The 17451-nt window shown below is 38.7% G+C and carries 20 protein-coding genes; 6 read left to right on the top strand and 14 right to left on the bottom strand.

From position 1 onward, the window contains the following. Window positions 1–3: 3 nt before the first annotated feature. Window positions 4–996, top strand: coding sequence for a glycosyltransferase (locus tag EA365_04345; protein ID TVQ46888.1), 993 nt, complete (start codon window positions 4–6; stop codon window positions 994–996). A 65-nt stretch (window positions 997–1061) separates the two neighbouring features. Continuing rightward, window positions 1062–3218: a polyribonucleotide nucleotidyltransferase gene (locus tag EA365_04350; protein ID TVQ46889.1), complete on the top strand. Its 2157-nt coding sequence runs from the start codon at window positions 1062–1064 to the stop codon at window positions 3216–3218. A 39-nt stretch (window positions 3219–3257) separates the two neighbouring features. Here EA365_04350 and EA365_04355 read toward each other — a convergent pair whose 3' ends face one another. The 5 genes from EA365_04355 to trmB form a co-directional block, all read right to left on the bottom strand. After that, the gene (locus tag EA365_04355) at window positions 3258–3641 is read right to left on the bottom strand and encodes a hypothetical protein (protein TVQ46890.1); all 384 of its coding nucleotides are present in this window, start codon (window positions 3639–3641) and stop codon (window positions 3258–3260) included. Window positions 3642–3658: 17 nt separating this feature from the next. Further along, entirely contained in the window at window positions 3659–4939 is a 1281-nt protein-coding gene (locus EA365_04360; protein ID TVQ46891.1) for a PDZ domain-containing protein, read from the bottom strand. 44 nt (window positions 4940–4983) lie between these two features. After that, window positions 4984–6261, bottom strand: a complete 1278-nt coding sequence (gene purD, locus EA365_04365; protein ID TVQ46892.1) for a phosphoribosylamine--glycine ligase — start codon at window positions 6259–6261, stop codon at window positions 4984–4986. Window positions 6262–6320: 59 nt separating this feature from the next. Further along, window positions 6321–6557: a CsbD family protein gene (locus EA365_04370; GenBank protein TVQ46922.1), complete on the bottom strand. Its 237-nt coding sequence runs from the start codon at window positions 6555–6557 to the stop codon at window positions 6321–6323. 167 nt (window positions 6558–6724) lie between these two features. Next, window positions 6725–7363: a tRNA (guanosine(46)-N7)-methyltransferase TrmB gene (gene trmB, locus EA365_04375; GenBank protein ID TVQ46893.1), complete on the bottom strand. Its 639-nt coding sequence runs from the start codon at window positions 7361–7363 to the stop codon at window positions 6725–6727. A 73-nt stretch (window positions 7364–7436) separates the two neighbouring features. On the opposite strand from trmB, the gene EA365_04380 reads away from it, so the two are divergent. Continuing rightward, on the top strand, window positions 7437–8543 hold the full coding sequence (locus tag EA365_04380; GenBank protein ID TVQ46894.1) for a metallophosphoesterase: 1107 nt from the start codon (window positions 7437–7439) through the stop codon (window positions 8541–8543). Here EA365_04380 and EA365_04385 read toward each other — a convergent pair. Further along, entirely contained in the window at window positions 8521–9777 is a 1257-nt protein-coding gene (locus EA365_04385) for a hypothetical protein (protein ID TVQ46895.1), read from the bottom strand. The genes EA365_04380 and EA365_04385 overlap by 23 nt on opposite strands. A gap of 130 nt (window positions 9778–9907) precedes the next feature. Between EA365_04385 and EA365_04390 the strand changes: the two genes are divergently transcribed. Both EA365_04390 and EA365_04395 read left to right on the top strand, forming a co-directional pair. Continuing rightward, window positions 9908–10132, top strand: a complete 225-nt coding sequence (locus EA365_04390) for a hypothetical protein (GenBank protein TVQ46896.1) — start codon at window positions 9908–9910, stop codon at window positions 10130–10132. Between the two features lie 87 nt (window positions 10133–10219). Further along, entirely contained in the window at window positions 10220–10831 is a 612-nt protein-coding gene (locus EA365_04395; protein ID TVQ46897.1) for a DUF3177 family protein, read from the top strand. 271 nt (window positions 10832–11102) lie between these two features. Here EA365_04395 and EA365_04400 read toward each other — a convergent pair whose 3' ends face one another. From EA365_04400 to EA365_04425, 6 genes are all read right to left on the bottom strand, one after another. Beyond that, a complete protein-coding gene (locus EA365_04400; protein TVQ46898.1) occupies window positions 11103–11339 on the bottom strand; it encodes a hypothetical protein in 237 nt (78 codons plus the stop codon). Then, complete coding sequence (locus tag EA365_04405; GenBank protein ID TVQ46899.1) at window positions 11329–11796, bottom strand: hypothetical protein; 468 nt, start codon at window positions 11794–11796, stop codon at window positions 11329–11331. The genes EA365_04400 and EA365_04405 overlap by 11 nt, the downstream gene beginning before the upstream one ends. Window positions 11797–11966: 170 nt before the next feature. Further along, window positions 11967–12845 (bottom strand): methylenetetrahydrofolate reductase, encoded by an 879-nt coding sequence (locus tag EA365_04410; protein TVQ46923.1) that lies wholly within the window; start codon window positions 12843–12845, stop codon window positions 11967–11969. A gap of 1 nt (window position 12846) precedes the next feature. Further along, the gene (gene trpS / locus EA365_04415; protein ID TVQ46900.1) at window positions 12847–13857 is read right to left on the bottom strand and encodes a tryptophan--tRNA ligase; all 1011 of its coding nucleotides are present in this window, start codon (window positions 13855–13857) and stop codon (window positions 12847–12849) included. 41 nt (window positions 13858–13898) lie between these two features. Then, window positions 13899–14240 (bottom strand): histidine triad nucleotide-binding protein, encoded by a 342-nt coding sequence (locus tag EA365_04420; protein ID TVQ46901.1) that lies wholly within the window; start codon window positions 14238–14240, stop codon window positions 13899–13901. A gap of 10 nt (window positions 14241–14250) precedes the next feature. After that, entirely contained in the window at window positions 14251–15282 is a 1032-nt protein-coding gene (locus tag EA365_04425) for a type 2 isopentenyl-diphosphate Delta-isomerase (GenBank protein ID TVQ46902.1), read from the bottom strand. Window positions 15283–15427: 145 nt separating this feature from the next. Between EA365_04425 and EA365_04430 the strand changes: the two genes are divergently transcribed. Continuing rightward, complete coding sequence (locus EA365_04430) at window positions 15428–15904, top strand: 30S ribosomal protein S6 (protein TVQ46903.1); 477 nt, start codon at window positions 15428–15430, stop codon at window positions 15902–15904. A 40-nt stretch (window positions 15905–15944) separates the two neighbouring features. On the opposite strand, the gene psb27 is transcribed toward EA365_04430, so the two are convergent. After that, window positions 15945–16355 carry a photosystem II protein Psb27 gene (gene psb27, locus EA365_04435; GenBank protein TVQ46904.1) on the bottom strand — a complete coding sequence of 137 codons (411 nt, stop codon included), beginning with the start codon at window positions 16353–16355 and terminating at the stop codon, window positions 15945–15947. Window positions 16356–16429: 74 nt separating this feature from the next. Further along, window positions 16430–17446: a sulfate ABC transporter ATP-binding protein gene (gene cysA, locus EA365_04440; GenBank protein TVQ46905.1), complete on the bottom strand. Its 1017-nt coding sequence runs from the start codon at window positions 17444–17446 to the stop codon at window positions 16430–16432. Window positions 17447–17451: the final 5 nt, after the last annotated feature.

Below are 17451 nucleotides of genomic sequence, written 5' to 3' on the forward strand. Positions count from 1 at the left end.
CAAATGCCTAAAGTTACAATTTGTATTCCTACTTATAATCGTTCCCAATATCTAGCATACGCGGTTAATAGTGTCTGGCAACAAACCTATAGTGATTTTGAACTAATTATCTGTGATGATGCTTCTGTTGATGATACTCCAGAGCTGGTTAAACAATGGAGAGACGATCGCCTTAAATATATCAGACAACCTCTGAATATCGGTAGAAGTCGTAATATGCGCACAGGATTTACCGCAGCTAAGGGAGAATATTTTCTGAAATTTGACGATGATGACGGGATTACTCCTGATTTTTTGGCGAAAACTGTAGCTAGACTTGATAATCACCCCGAGGTTGATTTTGTCTGTACTAATCATTGGATTATTGCTAGTGATAGTCAGAGAATGAAAGATGCAACTCAATTGAATATAGCTAAATGGGGAAAGGATAAACTCAGTGAGGGAATTATTCCTGATTTAATCGAGCAAACCTTTGATTATCAAAGTTTACAAATGGGTTCTACCCTTTTTCGTTTAACTTCTCTACAAGAGGTGGATTATTTACGCTCTCAAGCTGATGGTTGTGAGGATTTTGATTTGTTGGTAAGATTGGCGATCGCTGGTAAAACTGGTTATTTCTTACCTGAGTTATTGATGGAGTATCGTTTTCATCAACAACAAACTAGTCTTAAACAAGATATTCATTTTCTGTCTGCAAAAGCTTTTTGTCTCAATGATTATCGTTTCTCTACTCCTGAGTTAGAAAAGCGACGTCTAGTTAAATTAGCACAAACTCAACAAGCTTTGGGGTTAAGATTAATTGAACAAGGAGAAGTCAAACAAGGTCGTCAATTATTAAACTTCTCTAGAGATATTCTGGGTAATTCTGCTAAACTCTATGGGGGCTGGTTGTTATCCTATCTTCCTAATGAGATCACTAAATTTACTCTCAGTTTTTTGCGTCAATTGCGCCCTCAAAATTATACTGAACAAGTCCGAACCGCATCAATGTCATAATAGTTAGAGAGAAAATGTTAGGATTGCTTAAGAGCAGGATAAAAGAAAGAAGGAAAATACTTTAGATGACAGAAATCGATAGATCTATATCCTTTGATGGTAGGGATATCAGGATCAGAACAGGTGTGCTAGCTCCTCAAGCGGGAGGATCTGTATTAATACAGTCAGGTGATACCTCGGTTTTAGTGACAGCGACTCGTACTCCAGGGAGGGAGGGAGTTGATTTTTTACCCCTGATCGTAGATTATGAAGAGAGACTCTACGCAGTAGGCAGAATTCCAGGGGGGTTTTTAAGAAGAGAAGGAAGACCACCAGAAAAAGCTACTTTAATTAGTCGATTAATCGATCGCCCTCTACGTCCTTTATTTCCAAGTTGGTTAAAAGATGATATTCAGATAGTCGCTACTACTCTATCTTTAGACGAAGAAGTACCACCAGATGTTTTAGCGGTTACAGGAGCTTCTTTAGCGGTTTTACTAGCTAAAATACCTTTTGCAGGTCCAATGGCTGCGGTAAGAGTGGGGTTAATCGGAGATGAGTTTATCATTAACCCTAATTATCAAGAGGTAGAACAAGGTGAGTTAGATCTAGTCGTAGCAGGGACTCCAGATGGAGTAGTGATGGTAGAAGCAGGAGCAAATCAACTACCAGAACAAGATATCATCGAAGCGATCGACTTTGGTTATGAAGCGGTACAGGAATTAATTAAAAAACAACTAGAATTAGTCCAAGAGTTGGGCAGAGAAGCCGAGGTAAGTGAACCTGTCGCCACAAATCAAGAACTCAAGGATTATCTAGAAGCTAAAGCAGCTGAAGGAATTAAAGAGATTTTGACTCAGTATCATCTGAGTAAACAAGAACGAGATGAGAAGTTAGACGCGATTAAAGAAAAAGTCCTCAACGAGGATATCGCCGCTTTACCAGAAGAAGATAGCCTTAAATTGGTGGTTAAGGAAGATGCTAAGCTTTTCTCTAATCTGTTCAAGGATTTAACCAAAAAATTGATGCGTCGTCAAATCATCGAAGACAGAATCAGGGTGGATGGTCGTAAATTAGACGAAGTGCGTCCTATTTCTTGTCAAGTGGGTATCTTACCGAGAAGGGTTCATGGTAGTGCTTTGTTTAACAGAGGTTTAACCCAAGTACTCTCTCTAGCTACCCTAGGAACTCCAGGAGATGCTCAAGAGTTAGTAGATGATTTACACCCTGATGACGAAAAACGTTATCTACATCATTACAACTTCCCTCCTTTTTCTGTGGGCGAAACTAAACCGATGCGATCGCCAGGACGTCGAGAAATAGGACATGGTGCCTTAGCGGAAAGAGCTTTAGTTCCCGTCTTACCACCCCAAGATCAGTTCCCTTATGTTCTCAGAGTTGTATCAGAAGTATTATCTTCTAACGGTTCAACCTCCATGGGCTCTGTCTGTGGTTCAACTTTAGCCTTGATGGATGCAGGTGTTCCCATTATTAAACCCGTTAGTGGTGCAGCGATGGGGTTAATTAAAGAGGGAGACGAAGTGAGAATTCTCACAGATATTCAAGGTATCGAAGATTTTCTCGGGGATATGGACTTTAAGGTAGCGGGTACAGATACTGGTATTACTGCTTTACAAATGGATATGAAAATCACCGGATTACCCATGAAAGTAGTAGCTGAAGCTATTCAACAAGCTAAACCTGCGCGTCTGCATATTTTGGAGAAGATGCTCAGCGTCATTAGTACTCCTGCAACAACATTATCTCCCTATGCCCCCCGTTTATTAACCATCAAAATTGATCCTGAATTAATTGGTTTAGTGATCGGACCTGGTGGTAAAACGATTAAAGGTATCACCGAACAAACAGGAGCTAAAATCGATATTAGCGATGATGGTACAGTGACTATCTCTGCTTTAGAAGGAGAAAAAGGAGAACAAGCTAAAAAGCTAATCTATAACATGACTCGTAAACTTAACGAAGGAGATGTTTACGTAGGTCAAGTCACACGCATCATTCAGATTGGGGCTTTTGTAGAGGTTATCCCTGGTAAAGAAGGAATGATTCATATCTCTCAATTAGCCGAAGGAAGAGTCGCTAGGGTAGAAGATGAACTAGCAGTTGGAGATGAGGTAGTAGTTAAAGTACGAGAAATCGACTCTAAAGGTCGTCTCAACTTAACTCGTCTGGGTATTCACCCCGATGAAGCAGCTGCAGCACGCGCCGCGGCACAATCTCTGTAAAAAATTGTGATGGGTAGCCACTAAAAGTAGTTAAAACTATTATTTAGAAGAGCAAACCCATTGCCACAAGGGGTGTTTAGGACCTGTTGCTAAAATTTTCTTGACTTGTTTTTCAAGACGTTTTTTTTCAGCTGGTGCGATTCCTCCCCTGAGGATATTATTACTTTGCCAAACCAAGACTGCACCAGTTATCCCTACACAAAAAGAGAGTAAGAGAGTAGAAAGGGGATTAAAATGAAAAGCGTAACGCACCGCGGTCCAAGTAAAATAATCTTGCCACAGAGAGATATCATCCCGTAATCCCCAAATCCCCCAAGAACCCAAAATTAACCAGCTTAAAATCACAAATACCCATCTACCATAGAGGTGTAGGAGAAATAGTCTTTCTATAGAGTTTTTTAAGCGGGGATCTAGATAGTTCATGGGGGAAAAAATATTGTTTAGTTTTTCGCTTCCATATTAGCTCTAGCTACTTCTTGAAAGAGTACATCTAAAGCTTTACTAAATTGGGGGTCTTCTACTGTGCCGATTTTATCACGTTCTAGCTGTAGGGCTTTTCGCTCTTCTTCCGTCATCTCATAAATTATATCAGGAGCTATCCCTTCTTTATTGATATCTCGACCATCAGGAGTTAAGTATTTAGCGATAGTTACCGATAAACCAGAGCCATCCCCTAAACCTCTTACTGATTGTACTAATCCTTTGCCAAAGGTTTGAGTACCTACTATGACCGCGCGGTCGTGATCCTGTAATGCTCCTGCGAGTATTTCACTAGCACTAGCTGAGCCACCATCTACTAAAATTACCAAAGGTTTATCGGTTAAAGCAGTGTTATTAGCACTATAACGCTCTGATTCCCCCAAGCGATCGACGGTAGAGACTATACGTCCTTCGTTGAACCACATTCTGGCTATTTCTACACTAGAAATAAGTAACCCACCAGGATTAGAACGCAAGTCTAAGACAAAACCAACCACATTTTCTTCATTAAGAGATTGGATCGCTTCTTTCATTTCTTTAGAAGCTTGAGCGCTAAATTGGGTTAAGCGAATATAACCGATTCTACCTTGATCTGTTTCTTCTATACGTGCTTTAACGGGGTGAATTTGAATACTAGCTCTGGTTAGGGGGTAATCTATTTGGCGATCGCCTCTTTTGATGGTCAGGGTTACTTCTGTACCTGGTTTACCACGAATCAAGGTAACCGCTTCATTGACGTCCATTCCTTCGGTACTGACACCGTCAATTTTAGTAATAATATCTTTAGCCAGTATTCCTGCGTCAAAAGCGGGGGTATCTTCTATAGGAGAAACTACTATCAGGTGATTTGTTTCTTCATCTTGAGCGATTTGTATCCCTACTCCTGTTAATTCTCCCGAGGTGTCAACCTTCATGTTGTTGAATTCTTCAGGATTCATGAAGCGTGTATAGGGATCTTCGAGAGTTTCCAGCATTTCCTTGATTGCTTCGTATGCTTCTTCTTTAGTAGCATAATCCCGCTCTAGATATTCTTGGCGTATTTCTCGCCAATCTACTTGATTAAAGGTTGCATCTACGTATTGACGATTGACTATTTGCCAGACTTCGTCAACCAATTCTTTGGGACTTTCACGAAAGAAGGCTTGAGTCTGTGATAATCTGATGCCTGTACCCGCTACTGCTACACTAGTTAGAAAGAAGGCTGTAGCCCCTAGCACTAGTCCTCTTTTTTTGATAACCATAACTTACTCTGATGCTAGTAAATATATATTAATCTTAACTGTTCTTAAGAATTCTGAAATAGTCGATAACCGATATCGCGACGGTAATATTTCCCCTCAAAATCGATTTGCTCGACTCCTTGATATACTTTGGCTTGTGCTTGTTTGAAGTTTTCCCCTGTTGCTACTACATTGAGTACTCTTCCTCCTGCGGTTACTAATTCTCCTGTTTGCTCAATTTTTGTCCCTGCGTGAAAGACGATCACCCCTTGTTCTGCTGCTGTAGCAATTCCTGTAATTCTTTTTCCTGGTTCATAGTTACTCGGATAGCCTCCTGATGCTATCACTACACATATTGCTGAGCCTTGATCCCAGCTCAAAGCTGGGAGTTGCTCTAGTGTTTGGTTAGCACAAGCTAGAAGTACTTGCTCTAGAGGTGTTGCTAACAAAGGTAGAATTGCTTGGGTTTCTGGATCTCCGAAGCGACTATTAAATTCTAACACTTTGATTTGTTTTTGAGGAGTAATCATTAATCCTGCATAAATAACCCCTCTATAGTCTATGTCTCTTGCTTGTAGTTCTTTAAGTACTGGCTCTAATACTTGTTGGTGAATTTGCTGACTTAACTGCTCATCTACCAGGGGTGCTGGTGTATAAGCTCCCATTCCTCCTGTATTGTTCCCCGTGTCTCCTTCTCCTATACGTTTATGATCCTGAGCGGGTAAGAGGGTACGAATGGTTTTACCGTCGGTTAAAGCTAAGATAGAGACTTCTTCTCCTTCGAGATATTCTTCGATAACTACTAAGCTTTTGGGGTTAGCTTGAAAGAGATTTTCTACCGCTTCTGTTGCTTCGGCGATCGTCATAGCTACGGTTACTCCTTTTCCTGCTGCTAATCCGTCTGCTTTGACGACAATAGGTGCTCCCTGTGCTTGTATATATGATTTAGCGTCTCTAGGGTTGGTAAATGTTGCTCCCTGTGCTGTGGGTATTCCTGCACTTTGCATCAGTGCTTTTGACCAGGATTTACTCCCTTCTAGTTGTGATCCGAGTTTGCTAGGTCCAAATATTTTCACCTTTGTCTGCTTTTGCAAGTAGTCAGTAATACCTAATGAGAGAGGCAATTCGGGTCCTACTACTACTAAATCAATCCCATAGGTTGTTACTGCTTGAGCTATACCTGCAAAGTCTTCTACTGTTAGGGGGAGATTTTGACATTTTGCTAGGTTTGCTGTTCCACCGTTACCTGGTGCTACAAATACTTGTTCTACTTGCTCTGATTTGAGTAATTTCCAACTGAGGGCGTGTTCTCGCCCACCATTACCAATGACTAAAATCTTCACGCTGTTAATTGCTGTTTTTGTTTGTTCTTCCCCACTGTGAACAGTAGGGAATTACTCAATTATTGCATATTTTCGGTGAATTCTTTTAAGTTTTTAACCGCTTCATCTTTGGCTTTTTCTACTGATTGCTTAACCTCTTCTATTTTTTCCATGGCTTCTCCTTGAACTTGTTTTGCTTTACCTTCGATTTGATCTGCTGGATTATCGGTTAATTTTCCTGTTTCTTCTTGTATTTTCCCTTCTACTTTTTTGCTGGTTGCTTCAGCTCTATTGAAGAGATTATCAAATAATCCCATTACATGATAGTTTTGAGTATTGGCAGTACTAGCTGAACTTGGTAAAACTAAACTGCTCCAAGCCAAAGTAATGATACAAACTAGGGTAATTATTGATTTGACTATTTTCATGGTTAATCTTAGTTAAGTTACAGTTCACATATTAACATATTGAGGTTAAGTAATCGTTAAGCTTGTTTTTTTATTAAGATACGATAGACTGGTTGATTTTGAGCGAGGGTAAGTTTTTCTCTTTCTGTAGCTACGGGAAAGGGATTATTATCTAACCATGAGTGACTAAATTTTTCGGTAAAATCAGGATAGTTTAAAAATTGTTGACTCATGTATTCAGCTACTTTGTGAACGTCTGATTGGAGAAAGATAATCCCTTCTGGTTGTAAGTATTCTAGTAAGACTTTGACTAAATCTGGTTGCACTATTTGACGTTTACTGTGACGTGTTTTAAACCAGGGGTCGGGAAATTGTATAGTAATAACTTGCAATTTTAATTCTGGTATGGATGCTAAAATTTTGCCTATATAGTTATTAGCATTAGCAAAAAGAAAATAAACATTATTTAAGCCTAATTCTTCTGTTTCTAGGTTGGCAGCTTTGACTAAGGGTTCACGAATTTCTAGACCTAAATAATTATAATTACTGTGAATTTGAGCTAAAGATTGTAAAAATTTACCGCGAGCTGCTCCTAAATCTAGATGTAAAGGTTGATTAAGTTCAGCATAAATATTAGACCAATCAGGGATATCTAGGGGTTGTTGATATTTAAAACTTAAGGGGTTGACGTGTTGACGAACTCTAACTCTAACCATTTATTTTACTTTACAGTTGTGCAAAAAATATTTTAAGATATCTTCAGGAGAAACTAGAATAAGTATTTTAAATATGAGTTGTAATTATCGTTTTGCTATTATTAGCGATCCCCATGTAGGAATTCCCGAAACAATTGATAAAAATGCTAATCGGTTTCATTTAATTGAAGTGAGTATCCCTGCATTGGAGAAAGTCTTAGAACATTTAGAACAGCTTAACATAGATTTTCTGTTATTACCTGGAGATTTAACCCAAGATGGTGAAAAGGAGAATCACCAATGGTTAAAACAACGTTTAGAAAGGTTACCTTTTCCTGCTTATGTTATCCCTGGTAATCATGATGTGCGTTATTTAGAACAATACGAAAATTATATAGGGTTAAGGGATTTTCCCTCTTATTATCAAAAGTTCGGTTACTCTAATCCTGAACAACTCTATTATAGTCAGGAAATTGCTCCTGGTTTACAGCTAATTGGACTCAATTCCACTCAGTTTAGTGAAGATGGCAGACAATTAGGATGTTTGGATCAAGAGCAATTAACCTGGTTAGAGACAACTTTAGCAGAATTAACCGATAAATTAGTCTTGGTAATGATCCATCATAACGTAATTGAACATCTACCCGGACAATCTATCCACCAATTAGGACAACGGTATATGTTGGCTAATGCGTCAGAGTTGAAGCAAATTTTAAGGAAATATGGGGTTAAATTAATTTTCACAGGACATTTACACGTCCAAGATGTAGCTTCTGAAGATGGCTTAACGGAGATTACCACGGGTTCAACCGTTAGTTATCCTCATCCTTATCGTATCCTAGATTTACAATACGACCATAGGGAGATAATTAAATTAACTATCTCTTCTCATCGAGTTAAATCTGTTCCAGGTTGGGATAACCTAGAGTTAAATTCTAGGGAGTCTATGGCGCAAAAATCTGACTCTTTTATGCTGAAATTGTTAATGGGTTATCCTCTGTATTTATCTGCAGCTGAAGCTACTCCTCTGACTCCCTATTTACGTTATTTTTGGTCTGATATCGCAGCTGGAGATAGTTTATTTGATTTTGCTCATTTACCACCGAGAGTAGGTGAATATTTGGAACAATTTGGCGCTATAAGTCCAGAAGGATACCCTAATTTGGTGGATAATCATGCTAGCTTTTTGCTTCCTCGTTAGGTTGACTGAAAATACCGAAAGCGGAAGTATAACCATGTAAAAAAGTGCTACCAGCCACAGGACCAATTTCACCGTTACAGAAAAAACCACCTAGGGGGATATTGGGGAAGTAACGACGAAATAATTCTGAGTCAAAATTAGGTTGGTTATAGAGTCTTTCTCCTCTACCGAGACAAGAAAAAAGTAAAGCACCAACAACAGAAGCGGGGGAGTTTTGTTGTCTTTGGTAATGAGATAATAATAGTTCTAAATCCTCCGCAGAAGTATTAGCGTCGCGTAAGTGAAACTGTACTCTTTGACCGGGACGAATGCGATCGCCTACTGCAATAGCTCCCATACGTGGATCAACCCCTAGAAGGTTACGAATGAGGAAATCTCCTTGAGATAATTCTGACTTAAATTCATCTCTAGCGATACCCAAAAACAGGGAATGTTGGGCTAATTCCCGATCTTGTTCATCGAGACTATTAACTAATTCTTGTAAGATAACTAGGGGTGGTTTTAAGGCTTCTTCTGTAGCTAACTCTAGGATAATATTGCGTTCCCCTTTGGTAATTTGATAGGGTTTTCCGATGGGTTTACAACCTTGAGCAACTATAGTCTCAACTACTATATTACCATTTAGAGCTATTCCTATAGTACCTTCGTTGAGAACGTGAGGGGCTTGATGTTCAGGAGTATAATAAAAGAGACTATTAACTCCTCCCATCGCTCCAGAACTAGCTAAACCACCAATTTTGATTGAACCTGGATAAGCAAAGTCTAAACCTTCTAATAAATCGTTGATTTTGGCGGAAAATGGGTCAGCTAAGAGAATAAAGTTAGGTTGTTTGACTGGAGAAATACCAATTAAATCACTCCAACCCTGGGGGGAACTATCTAAATCCGGTAATTGTTCAGCTTTAAGATAAAAAGGGGTGATTTCTACTTCTGGTAAATTTAAGACTGTTAAACTAATCGCGGTATTTCCTTCTATTTCTAATACTTGTTGCTCGGTTTTCATACCCACGATTCCTCCACCACCACAACCGATGATGATGGGAATGGGTAATTTTTCTCGTAATAAGGGAATAACGCGGGGATATTCACTCACGTAAGCTGAAGCAACAAAGAGAATACCTAAATCTGGTGTTTGTGTTAAAGTTGTTGTTAATCTTTGGGTAATTTCATCTAAAGCCCCTTCTAAGGAAGGACGAGTAGATAAAACATTGTGCCATTGAACTTGATTAATCATAGTTTTTCTTGAATGTGACTCTAGATTATTTTAGGGTGATTTTCAGGGAATATACGCTAACCTAGATAAAATCAGTTAGTATGGAAATGAAATTCTCTAACATTTAAGACATAAATAAAAAAGAGGTATTATGAGCAATATCGAAGAAAAAATCGCCGAAGAGTTAAAACAAGCTAGGGAAGTATGCAGCGTCGAGGGTGGTTCTTCAGCTGATTGTGCTGCAGCGTGGGACGCTGTAGAGGAATTACAAGCAGAAGCAGCTCATCAACGTCAGTCTCAACCCACTAAAACTAATTTTGAAAAGTATTGTGATGATAACCCCGATGCTGATGAATGCCGCCTTTACGATGATTAAGAAAAGTGGCTAAATTGAGTTAAAATAGAGCAGTAGAAATTTTCTTCAAGATGGTTTCTGCTGCTTATTATTTATTTTAATATCTCTATGCCTAACCTTGAGCAAATAGATTCAGTTTTTTTAGAGAAGTTAGTCTGGACTGATTATCGTCTAGCGGTTATTTTTATGGTTATCTTACCGCTATTGCTTTTGCTTGCTGCTTTTCTGAGTAAGACTGAATGTGTCAAATGGTCATTAATTATTTATTGGCGCGTTGCTAGTTTGTTGATGATCACGGTTTATCTGATGATCGCTTCTTTTCCCTTCAGCTTTCTTACTGGTTTAGCTGCGCGGGTATTGATTCCTATTTCTCTGTGGTTTTGGCAAGATTTAAACGAGGAAATCAGGGATTTACCGAAAAGTGTGTTCAAGCTGGTATTTAACTCTTGGCGTTGGGCGGTTACTATCTATTGTATCGCGGGAGTCTTGTTGACTATTCCTTTCTGGAATTGTGCTTTTAGTACGGGAATTAAGGATATCCCCTCCTGTAGAGTTTGGTTGCAACCACCTTGGGGTTATAAGGAGTTGATGCACCCCAATGGCGATCCCGGGGTTTTGGGATTTTTCGGGATCATGGGGCTAGTGGTTTATGTACTTTATTTACTCTATTTTATCTTTGTACGCTTAGGAAAACAAGGAAGAACGGCTTTAGAACCTTGAAACTGACATTCTGCACGTCAAAAATGTGATAGGGGGAAGTTCTGTTTTAGGGCTTTACCTAGAACACTTCCTGGAGATATATTTAAATCCGTAGCATTAAGGAATAGGATATTTATTATTTTTAGGATGTTCGCCAGCATAATAAACTACTACCTTTTTTTCTTCAGGAATAGGGAAATAATAAAAGACTCGTTCACCTTGTGTTATTTCATATTCCCAGCACCCTTTATATTTTTTGCCTTTTAAAGGAAATATCCTACCTGGATAGCGCTTATTTGGATGCTTGATTAAATAAGCATAACATCTTACTATATTTTCTGGACATTGTTTGTTTTTTAAGATTATTCCAGTCTTGTTTTACACGCTTATTTTTGGCTTCGACTAACCACTCTGGATTTTTAATAGCCTCAATAATCCAAGTTTCAAGTTGAAGAGCGTCTTCAAAAATATCATTAACATCTAACCTTAATTCAGCAGGTAAGTTGATCTTATCTTTATTATCTGACATCGCAGATTTGCTCTTTCTCTAAATAAAAAGCTTCTTCTAATTCAGGACTAGCAATCGCTATAGCACTTTCTTTCCATTCATGTATTTTGGCTGTAAATTCATCCCAATTTTCACTTTCCTTCCCATAACGATAAGCTACTGAAATCTCTTCACTTAATTCTTGTAATTCATCATGATCAAATACAGAAAGCCAAACATAGGGATTATCACCTTGGATTTTTTGTCCAGTAAGAAGCATAACTACTGACAGTAAAATGTCAGCAAAATTTTGACTATATTGATTAAATTCCACATATTTGGCAATAACATCTCTCCGTAGAAGAGCAAATTGTTCGTCACGACGAGTAATTGTTACTGGATGTTTTAGGGCTTTATCTAGAACACTTCCTGGAGATCTATTTAAATCCGTAGCATTAATAATGGTGTCTTCAAAGATATGAGTACTACTGCTATTCATTTATATAGTTATTATTGATCTACGTATATTTTTACGTACTTTTATTATAATGTCAAGCCGCTTCTCACTATGTCAGAGAGGGCGCTTTTCATGAGCGCCTTTTAACTTCGCAAAACCCAGAATAAGATTTTAGGTTTTTATTGGCAAATGTAACTATTTATATGTAAAAGTTAAATTCCTGCTAAATCAAGGATTTGAGGTATTAACTCTTCTTTTTTAACCGCCATTAAATGTACTCCCTGACAAATGTCTTTAGCCATTTTTACTTGTTCTGCTGCGATTTTAATTCCTTCCCAGAGAGGGTCAGAAGCTTTTTCTAAGCGTTCAATGGTACTATCAGGAATATCTACACCAGGGACATAGCGGTTGATAAAGCGGGCGTTTTTAGCTGATTTCAGTAAAAAAATACCCGCTAAGACGGGTTTACCATAACTAGAAGCGATTTGAGTCATAAATTTGTCTAAACGATCAAAATCCGTGATTAACTGACTTTGGAAAAATTCCACTCCTGCTTCTATTTTTTGCTCAAAACGTTTTTGCAGACTTGACCAGCTTTTGAGTTGTGGATCGATCGCCCCTCCAGGGAATAAGTCGGGGATTCCGTCGGTTAAGGGGTTTTGATTAATATCTAAACCTTGATTAAGATTGTTAATTAGTCGTAGCAGTCTCACGGATTCTAACTCAAAAACTGCTTTAGCTTCTTTGTGGTCTCCTGCTTTGACTGGATCGCCAGTTAGGGCGAGAATGTTATTAACCCCCAATGCTGATGCTCCGAGTAAGTCAGATTCTAGGGCGATGGAGTTGCGATCGCGACAAGTCATCTGACAGATAGGTTCAATTCCCGCTTGTTTTAAGAAAACGCAAGCTACCAGGGAAGACATTCGCATTACAGCACGACTACCGTCGGTTACATTGATGCCATGGACTCGGGACTCTAAGAGTTTAGCCACAGTGAGCATATGAGTTGGATCAGCGCCTTTAGGGGGAGCAATTTCGGCGGTGATGAGAAATTCTTTTTGAGCGATCGCCTGACGAAATTTATTAGACATCTTATAAACTGGGTAAATAACCCAGGGCATTTTTAACTTTGATAAGGGTTTGATTGGCTACTGCACTAGCTTTGATTGCGCCTTCTTTTAAGACATTGTCTAGATAAGTTTTATCTTCTTTGATACTTTGATATTTACTTTGAATTGGTCGCAACGCTTCGATAACCGTCTCGATGAGGAGGGGTTTAAATTGTCCCCACCCGAGATCTTGACATTGGTTAATTACCTCTGTTTTAGATTTTTGCGAAAGTATTCTATATAGTGTCAATAGGTTATCACATTCGGGACGTTCTGGATCATCAAACCAAAGTCCTTTAATAGGATCTGTTTTGGCTTTTTTAATTTTCTTCTCGATTAATTCGGGAGGATCTAATAGGTTAATCCGACTCAAGTCAGAGGGGTCAGATTTTGACATTTTTCTTGTTCCATCGCTAATGCTCATAATTCTTGCTCCCTCTTCACGAATAAGAGGATTAGGCATTTTCAACACTGGTGTATCAGGTGCAGCAAATTTATCGTTAAATCTGACGACGATATCCCGGGTTAATTCTAGGTGTTGTTTTTGATCTTCTCCTACGGGTACTAAATCCGCGTCATAGAGAAGAATATCCGCTGCCATTAATACGGGATAATCTAGTAAACCAACGCTGACGTTTTCTCCCTGTTTAACTGCTTTTTCTTTAAACTGAATCATTCTCTCTAACCAATTCAAAGGAGTAATACAGTTTAACAACCAGGCTAATTCACTATGAGCACTGATATGAGATTGTACAAAAATAGTTGAATATTCTAAAGAAATACCACAAGCTAGATAGAGAGCAGCGATGGTATAGGTATCTTCTGCTAGGGTAGTTGGATCATGGGGTACTGTGATAGCGTGTAAGTCAACTACACAGAAAAAGTTATCATACTGGTCTTGTATTTGTGACCAGTTGCGAATAGCTCCTAAATAGTTACCTAGATGTAAATTTCCTGTTGGTTGTACTCCTGAGAGGACTCTTTTTTTACTCATACTTGTTTGTTTAGTTATTTAGTGCAGAATCAATTTTAGGTTCAACCCGGGGGCCAAGTCATTTGACGTCCACCTAAAATATGTATATGTAGGTGATAAACCGTTTGACCTCCTAAGTCGCCGTTATTAATAACTACGCGATAACCATCACTTAATCCTTGTTCTTGGGCTATTTTGGGGATACACAGTAGTAAGTGACCTAAGAGTGCTTGATCTGTGGGAGTAGCTTCGTCTAGTTTGGTTATAACTTTTTTAGGGATAACGAGAATATGAGTTGGTGCTTGAGGGTTGATGTCTTTAAATGCGATCGCCAACTCGTCTTCATAGACGATGGTAGCGGGTATTTCTCGATTGATAATTTTGGTAAATATTGTCTCTGTCATATAATTACGATTAAGCTACTATCTCCTGTAGTGCTTCGGATTGTTTTAGTTCATCTATGGTACTATTTCCTGTACAAAATAGCACTGTGGTTATTTCAGCGATGAGCAATTGTACTAGTTCTTCGATGGTTTCGCTAGATTCTGCAGCAGCTTTGAGGAAGGGTTGAGCCATTCCTGCTAAATCTGCTCCTAGGGCGATCGCTTTGGCTATTTCTAAACCATTGCGTAAACCTCCCGAAGCGATTAAAGGTATTTCGCTATTAATCTGACGAATTGCCAATAGACAATTAGCCGTTGGTAAACCCCATTCTGCGAAAGTTTCCCCTAAGCGTTGTCTCAGACTATCGGTAGCCCTTTGACTTTCTACTTTTGCCCAAGATGTTCCCCCGGTTCCGGCTACGTCTATAGCGTTAACTCCTGCGTTAATCAGTTTAGTTGCCATTTCTCCTGAAATACCGTTACCTACTTCTTTAACGATTATCGGTACTGAGGTACTCCAGCATAAGTTACTGATTTTGTCAAGTAATCCTTTAAAATTGGTATCACCTTGAGCTTGAATCGATTCTTGTAAAGGGTTTAAATGGAGAATCAGCCCATCAGCTTGCAAGATGTTGACTATTTTGACGCATTCTTCAACGCCATAGTCATAATTAAGCTGTACCGCGCCAATATTAGCGTAAAGAGGGATATCAGGGGCAACTTCCCGCACTGAGAAGGTATTGGCTACCTCTGGTTTTTCAATCAGAATCCTTTGAGAGCCAACCCCCATAGCTAGTTTATATTTTTGCGCAATTTGAGCCAGACGAAAATTAATAGTTTTGGCTTGTTCGGTTCCACCTGTCATAGAAGAAATGAGCAAGGGTGCGCCTAATTCTTTGTTTAAAAATTTAGTTGTTAAGTCGATTTCAGAGCGATTTATTTCTGGTAAACAACAGTGAACAAAGTGATAACGCTCTAGCCCATTGGTTAGATGTCGAAATTGTACATCTTCTTCCAGACAGATGCGCAAGTGATCGGCTTTGCGCGTCTGGGTGTTACTCATAACTTTCGATTTATCTTAAAGATATTCATTTTGTTAGCAATCTTAACATATTTTTGAGCTTGCCTCAAATTGTTTTTTTTGCTACCATAGAAGATCCTTGCTTACTCGATGAGAAAGCCATTCTGTCCACAAGGAGAGTTAATCAATGACCCAAGCTTACGAAATGATGTATATTTTGCGCCCTAATTTATTAGAGGAGCAAATCAATGAAGCTGTGACTAAGTATCGTAATTTGCTCACTGAACATGGTGCAACAGATATTAAAGTCAAGTTTTGGGGAAGACGTCGTCTAGCATATCCCATCGCTAAACATCAAGAAGGTGTTTATATTTTGATGTATTATCAAGCCGATGGACAACAAGTAGCTGTATTAGAGCGTGCGATGCGTTTAAGTGAAGAGGTGATTCGCTATCTCACTATTAAACTCAAAGAAGTGCCAGAATTGTCAGAAGATTCTTTCCAAGAACTACCTAAAGCTAGTATTCAACCTAGAGAAGTTCCAGTGGAAGTTCCAGTCGAAGATGAACAACCCCCTCAACCTGAAGTAATAGCCGATGAAGTACCAACCTTAGTAGAGGATGAAGATGAACAACCTTCTCAACCTGAAGTAATCGAAGCTTAAATTACCATCCCCCTTTAATTAAGGGGGAATTTTTTAAATATTAAGCTCCACGTTTTAGAGATAGTTCTACTTGTTGAAACTCTTGTTCTAAACGATTTTTCAGTTTTTCCGGGAGAGGACGACTACCATAGGAAGTATAATAACCAGCTATAGCGTTCATGGCTGTTTGCATAGTGGTAAAAGAGCGCAAACCAGAAGATTTAGGTTCACGACGATAGAGAGATATATAGTCGTTGATTTGTTGACGCGCGAGGGATTGAATCTCAACCTTGTCTGGTGCGTTTTCATCTAGAGCGATCGCTTTTCTAAGATTAGCTACCACAGTTAGTGTATCTTGACTATAATTTCCCGTTAAGCCAGTGGGACTAGAACAAGCGGTCAACCCAGTTATACCGATAACTATGACCAAAACCCAAGCTAAACAACGAGACAAGTAGGATGAAATAGACATATTAAAGCTCATTTTAACAATTTCTGATCATCCTACCAAGAAATGTAACAATTTCAGCACTTAATTTCTTTGCTTCATGTTAAAATCGGGTCAGAGAAATGTTTAGTATTGCTAGGTTTAACATAAACAATCATCCCTGGTTGTAAATCCAACGCCTCATATCTTTCTTTAGATACATGAGCTGTTACTTCCAGGGTGTCTGGTAATAATAGTTCCACCTGTACTTCTCGACCGAGATGTATTATGCGTTGAATTTTAGCTTCAGTACTTTCACCATCATTAAAAAGTAAAATCATTAATTCATGGGGGCGGACAAATACTTCACTATTAGGTAGTTGTAAAGATTTACCATTAAATAGATGAGCATGAGAAGGTAAGACGTTAACCTCACCAATAAATTGCATAACAAAGGGAGTTGCAGGATTATCATAAATTTCTGCGCTGCTACCCACTTGTTCAATACTTCCCTGGTTCATAATCACTATTTGGTCAGCTACTTCCATCGCTTCTTCTTGATCATGAGTTACAAAAACACTGGTTATATGCACTTCATCATGTAACTTTCTTAACCAAGAACGTAGCTCTTTACGTACTTTAGCATCTAAAGCACCGAAAGGCTCATCTAGTAATAGTACTTGAGGTTGAACAATTAAAGCGCGAGCTAAAGCTACTCTTTGACGTTGACCTCCTGAAAGTTGTGCTGGGTATCGATTGCCATAGCCTTCAAGTTGAATTAATTCTAACAACTCATCCACTTTTCGTTTGATTTGTGCTGCTGGTTTTTTACGAATTTCTAAACCAAAAGCAATATTTTGTCTGACAGTTAAATGCTTAAACAAAGCATAATGTTGAAAAACAAAGCCAATATTACGCTGTCTAATATCTAAATGGGTAGCATTACGATGATTAATAAGAATTTGTCCTTGGTCTGGTCTTTCTAACCCAGAAATCATGCGCAAAAGAGTTGATTTACCTGAACCAGAAGGACCTAAAAGAGCCACTAATTGTCTTTCACCAACAGTCAAATTGATATTTTTCAATGCTTGAAAATTACCAAATTTTTTAGATACATTTTTAAGAACTATAGTCATGATTT

Source organism: Gloeocapsa sp. DLM2.Bin57 (assembly GCA_007693955.1).
GTDB lineage: Bacteria > Cyanobacteriota > Cyanobacteriia > Cyanobacteriales > Gloeocapsaceae > Gloeocapsa.

What these genes read in the sequence shown, in the direction of transcription:
- EA365_04345 (TVQ46888.1), top strand. Translation starts at nt 4, where the DNA reads ATGCCTAAAGTTACAATTTGTATTCCTACTTATAATCGTTCCCAATAT.
- EA365_04350 (TVQ46889.1), top strand. Translation starts at nt 1,062, where the DNA reads ATGACAGAAATCGATAGATCTATATCCTTTGATGGTAGGGATATCAGG.
- EA365_04355 (TVQ46890.1), bottom strand. Translation starts at nt 3,641, where the DNA reads ATGAACTATCTAGATCCCCGCTTAAAAAACTCTATAGAAAGACTATTT.
- EA365_04360 (TVQ46891.1), bottom strand. Translation starts at nt 4,939, where the DNA reads ATGGTTATCAAAAAAAGAGGACTAGTGCTAGGGGCTACAGCCTTCTTT.
- EA365_04370 (TVQ46922.1), bottom strand. Translation starts at nt 6,557, where the DNA reads ATGGGATTATTTGATAATCTCTTCAATAGAGCTGAAGCAACCAGCAAA.
- trmB (TVQ46893.1), bottom strand. Translation starts at nt 7,363, where the DNA reads ATGGTTAGAGTTAGAGTTCGTCAACACGTCAACCCCTTAAGTTTTAAA.
- EA365_04380 (TVQ46894.1), top strand. Translation starts at nt 7,437, where the DNA reads ATGAGTTGTAATTATCGTTTTGCTATTATTAGCGATCCCCATGTAGGA.
- EA365_04385 (TVQ46895.1), bottom strand. Translation starts at nt 9,777, where the DNA reads ATGATTAATCAAGTTCAATGGCACAATGTTTTATCTACTCGTCCTTCC.
- EA365_04390 (TVQ46896.1), top strand. Translation starts at nt 9,908, where the DNA reads ATGAGCAATATCGAAGAAAAAATCGCCGAAGAGTTAAAACAAGCTAGG.
- EA365_04395 (TVQ46897.1), top strand. Translation starts at nt 10,220, where the DNA reads ATGCCTAACCTTGAGCAAATAGATTCAGTTTTTTTAGAGAAGTTAGTC.
- EA365_04400 (TVQ46898.1), bottom strand. Translation starts at nt 11,339, where the DNA reads ATGTCAGATAATAAAGATAAGATCAACTTACCTGCTGAATTAAGGTTA.
- EA365_04405 (TVQ46899.1), bottom strand. Translation starts at nt 11,796, where the DNA reads ATGAATAGCAGTAGTACTCATATCTTTGAAGACACCATTATTAATGCT.
- EA365_04410 (TVQ46923.1), bottom strand. Translation starts at nt 12,845, where the DNA reads ATGTCTAATAAATTTCGTCAGGCGATCGCTCAAAAAGAATTTCTCATC.
- trpS (TVQ46900.1), bottom strand. Translation starts at nt 13,857, where the DNA reads ATGAGTAAAAAAAGAGTCCTCTCAGGAGTACAACCAACAGGAAATTTA.
- EA365_04420 (TVQ46901.1), bottom strand. Translation starts at nt 14,240, where the DNA reads ATGACAGAGACAATATTTACCAAAATTATCAATCGAGAAATACCCGCT.
- EA365_04425 (TVQ46902.1), bottom strand. Translation starts at nt 15,282, where the DNA reads ATGAGTAACACCCAGACGCGCAAAGCCGATCACTTGCGCATCTGTCTG.
- EA365_04430 (TVQ46903.1), top strand. Translation starts at nt 15,428, where the DNA reads ATGACCCAAGCTTACGAAATGATGTATATTTTGCGCCCTAATTTATTA.
- psb27 (TVQ46904.1), bottom strand. Translation starts at nt 16,355, where the DNA reads ATGTCTATTTCATCCTACTTGTCTCGTTGTTTAGCTTGGGTTTTGGTC.
- cysA (TVQ46905.1), bottom strand. Translation starts at nt 17,446, where the DNA reads ATGACTATAGTTCTTAAAAATGTATCTAAAAAATTTGGTAATTTTCAA.